The organism is Streptomyces sp. OfavH-34-F (assembly GCF_022347745.1).
Classification (GTDB): Bacteria; Actinomycetota; Actinomycetes; order Streptomycetales; family Streptomycetaceae; genus Streptomyces.
In genome coordinates this window covers 1-4,322 of the sequence record NZ_JAKRGC010000426.1, presented here as the reverse complement: position 1 = coordinate 4,322, position 4,322 = coordinate 1, and the positions used below count along the sequence as shown (strand labels likewise).

General features: G+C 74.2%; 1 protein-coding gene and 2 pseudogenes. 2 read left to right on the top strand and 1 reads right to left on the bottom strand.

The genetic code is table 11. The annotated features are described in order from the left end of the window. Positions 1-2,154: AfsR/SARP family transcriptional regulator (locus MHW47_RS32620; protein ID WP_239227459.1), on the bottom strand; the 2,154-nt coding region annotated here is incomplete at its 3' end. Positions 2,155-2,397: 243 nt separating this feature from the next. Between MHW47_RS32620 and MHW47_RS32615 the strand changes: the two are divergent. After that, positions 2,398-4,194, top strand: a pseudogene (locus MHW47_RS32615) (tetratricopeptide repeat protein); the annotation flags it as partial. Between the two features lie 2 nt (positions 4,195-4,196). Continuing rightward, positions 4,197-4,322, top strand: a pseudogene (locus MHW47_RS35865) (zinc-dependent metalloprotease); the annotation flags it as partial.

Below are 4,322 nucleotides of genomic sequence, written 5' to 3'. Positions count from 1 at the left end.
CGCCACGGCGGCGGGCCGCACGCGGCGCGGGTAGGCCGTCCGGTCGGCGAGGCCGGCCGTCGCGGCGTAGAAGTCCGTCAGCCGCTCCAGCGCACGGCGGCGCTCCCGCTCGCCGTCCCCCGACGCGCTCAGCGAGCGGGCGTACTCGCGGAGCAGGTCGTGGTAGCGGTAGCGGTCCGGTACCGGCTCCCGCAGCAGATGGCAGGCCACCAGCCCCTCCAGCAGCCGCTCCGTCGTGTCGTACGGCAGATCCAGCAGGGCGGCCGCCGCAGGAGTCGTGAACTCCGGCCCGGGGTGCAGCCCGAGCAGGCGGAACGCGGTCCGCTGCTGCGCCGTGAGCCCCCGGTACGACAGGGCGAACGCGCGGGCCATCTCCTGTTCCTGATCCGCGCTGTGGATCTCCGCGAGCCGTTCGGGGCTCCGGGCGAGACGCTCCGCGAGGACGCCCAGGGTCCAGGAGGGGCGGGCGCGGAAGCGGTGTGCCACCAGCTCGATCGCGAGGGGGAGCAGGCCGCACATCCGCACGATGCGCGCGATCTGCCCGGGGTCACCGGTGCGTGCCTCCCCGGCGAAGCGGCGGAACAGCTCGACGGCGTCCGTCTCCGGCAGCACGTCGAGCGCGACGGACAGCGCCTGCGGTATGCCGGTCAGGTGCCGGCGGCTGGTGACGATCGTCAGGCACGACGTACCGCCCGGCAGGAGCGGCCGGACCTGGCCGGGTCCGGTCGCGTCGTCGAGGACGACGACCACCCGGCGCCCGGCCAGCATGGTCCGCCACAGCGCGGTACGCCCCTCCAGCTCCGCCGGGATGGAGAAGGCGGGGGCGCCGAGCAGCCGGAGCAGGGTGGCCAGCGCAGCCCGCGCGGTGAGCGGGTCCTCGGCGGGGGAATGGCCGCGCAGATCGATGTACAGCTGGCCGTCCGGGTAGGCGTCGGCGAGCAACTGGGCGGTGGCGACGGCCAGGGCGGTCTTGCCGACCCCGGCCATGCCGCTGACCGCCTCCACCGTCACGACGGAGTCGCCCCGCGCCACCCGGTCGGCGATCGCCGACGTCAGCGTCCGCAACTCGGACCGCCGGCCGACGAGGGGCGGCTGCTGGGGCAGATTGCGGCGCGGCGGTACGGGGGGCGTGGACGCGTCGGCCCCGGCCGCCGGGGATGCCTCGGCGGATCGCGTCGCCCCCGCCGCCCCGGCCACCCTCGCCGCTTCCGCCAGCCCGGCCGCCCGGGGTGTCTCGGCCGTCCCGGAGGGCCCTGCGGGCCCGGACACCCCGGCTGCGTCCGCCGCACCGGCTGTGTCCGCAGCCCCGGACGCTTCCCCCGCCCCGGCCGTTTCCCCCGCGCCGGGTGTGGGAAGCGCGCCGCGCGACGGGCTCTCGGTCCGTTGCGCAGGGCCGCCGTGCGGCAGCTCGTGAGCCGGTCTGCGTTCCAGCACCCCTTGATGGATGAGGTTGAGTTCGGCCCCCGGCAGCGCCCCGTACTCCGCCATCAGCGACTGCCGGGCGCGCTGGTAGACGCGGAGCGCCTGCCCGTAGCGGCCACTGCCGTACAGGGACACCATCAGCAGCCCGATCAGGTTCTCGTCGTCGGGGTGGCGCTCGACCAGGGCCGTCAGTTCGCCGATCTGCTCGGCGAACCGTCCCAGCCGCAGCGCGGCCGCGATGCGCGCGGTGCTGGCGTTCAGCCGCGACTCCATCAGCGTCCGCCGCACCCGCTCCGCCCAGAGCCCGGGCAGCCCCGCCAGGGCGTCGCCCTGCCACAACTCCTCGGCTCGGGTCAGCAGTTCGACCGTACGGGCGTCGTCGGCCCCGGCGAACGCCGCGTCGACACACGTCTGGAAGCGCTGGCGGTCCACCGAGCCGCGCGGGGTGCGCAGGGTGTAGGTGTGCGCCCCGCTGTCGATGACCGGCGCGTCCGGGCCGGTCCCGGCCTCCCGCAAGCACCTGCGCAGGCGCGAGACGTACGAGTGCGTGTTCTCGCGCGCGCGAGCGGGAGGGTCACCGTCCCACAGCCGGTTCATCAACTCGCCGATGGCGAGCGGCCGCCCCGCGTCGAGAGCGAACGCCGCCAGCAGCACCCGTTCCTTGTCCGACCCGAGCTTCAGCCAGTGCCCGTTCAGCCGCAGTCCTACCGGTCCCAGAACCTGGAATTCCACCAGCGCCCCCGCCGCTCCGATGGATGGTTCACGAGCATGACACCGGCCGCCGAATACCGCCATACAGCCTCGATGGACTTGGCGCGATCCGGCGCGCTCCCGATGGTCATTCGAAGTCGCGCCGGGGTAGAACGCGAATAGGGGCGGGCAAGGTCAATTGATCTCCGGGGGGTCGTACGGATGAATGACGCGAACGCGGTCGCGCGAGATCCTCACAGGAATGAGATCAGCGGCGACGCGACGATGAACGGACCCACGATCCAGGCCCGTGAAGTGCACGGCGGCGTTCATTTCCACCCCGCGTCGACCGCACGGGCCCGCCCCGTGCCACCACGCCAACTCCTCCCCGTACCGGCTCACTTCACCAACCGGCGGAGCGATCTGGACGCCTTGGACGGGTTACACGCCCACGGCTCCCGGCTGATCGTCGTCAGCGGCCGGGCCGGAATCGGGAAGACGACCCTGGTGTCCAAATGGCTGCGCTCGCTGTCCCCCGACTTCCCCGACGGGCAGCTGTACGCGGATCTGCGCGGGCACTCGGAGGGCGATCCGGTCGGCCCCGCGGAGGTGCTGGCCCAGTTCCTCCGCGCCCTGGGCGCCGGGGCCCCGTCCACCGACGCCGCCGAACTCGCCTCGCTGTGGCGGTCGCTCACCGCCGACCTCCGGATCGCGGTCATGCTCGACAACGCGTTCACCGCCGCCCAGATCAGACCCCTGCTGGTGGCGGGGACGGGCGGCCTCGTGGTCGTCACCAGTCGGCGCCGGCTGACCGGCCTGCGGATGCAGGGCGCCGGCTTCCACCAGCTGGACGCGCTCGGCCCCGACGACGGCGTCGAACTCCTCACCCGCGGCATCGGCGCCGAACGCGTCGCGGGCGAACTCCGCTCCGTACAGAAGCTGGTGGACCTGTGCGGCGGCCTGCCGCTCGCCGTCTGCCTGGCGTCCGCGCGGCTCGCGACCCGGCCGCGCCAGTCGGTCGAGGCGTTCGTCGACGCGCTCGCACGGAACACGGAGGGCGGCCGGCTGTCCGCCCTCGGAGTGGAGGGGGAGACCTCGGTGCGCAAAGCCCTGGACGCGTCGTACGCGGTACTGAGCCCGGACGGCGCCCGCCTGTACCGCACGCTGGGCCTGCTGCCCGTGCGCACCTTCGACGCGATGATCGCGGCGGCCGCCTGCGGACAGTCCCCGGACTGGGCGGAACGCGGGCTGGACGAACTGGTCGAGGCGAATCTCGTGGAGGACGCCGGACCCGCCAGCTGCCGCCTGCACGACCTCTTACGCCTGCACGCCCACGACCGCGCCCTGGAGGACGAGACGGCCGAAGCCCGCGAGGAGGCGCTGAGACGATTCTGCGACTGGTGCCTGCACACCGCGACGGCGGCGCAGGAGCGGCTGACGCCGGTCCAGTACACCCTCCCGAGGAGATACGCCCACCCGCCCGTCCTGCCGCTGCCCTTCGACGACGCCACCGGGGCGCTCGATTGGCTCGACACGTACCGCACCCAGCTCCTCGGCGCCGTCCGGCTGGCCGCGGAGAAGGGCTGGCACGACACGAGCTGGATGCTGGTGGACGCCATGTGGCCGCTGTTCCTGCGCCTGCGCCACTACGCGGACTGGATCGCGGCGCACCGGATCGGCCTGGACTCCGCCCGGCAGGCCGGAGACCGGGTGGCCGAACGCCAGATGCTCAACTCCGGGGCCATCGGCCTCAGCGCGGCCGGGCACACCGAGGAGGCCCTCACCTGGTACCGCGAGTCCCTGCACGCCGCGCGCGAGGCGGGCGACGTCAGGGACGAGGGGCAGGCGCTCCTCGGGCTCGGCACCTGCCACCGCGCGGCCGGCCGCCCCGCCGACGCCACGGAGCTCCTCAACCGGGCGATCACCGTGTGGGAGGGCTGCGGCTACCCGCGTGGCGCGGCCCTGGCCCGCATCATCCTCGGTGAGATCGCGCTGGCGGCGGACGCCCCCCGGGAGGCCGCCGAGTGCTTCCGCCGGGCCCACACCACCCTGGTCGCGGTGAACGACCCGCACGACGCCGCTACGAGCAGACGTTCGCCACGCTCATCGGTCTCCAGCTGCGCCCGCGCCGGCTGCGGGACGCCTCGCGGCTGTGGGCCTCCCTGACCGACGCCCGGGGCCTGGAGGGGCGCGACGCCCTGTGGGAGCAC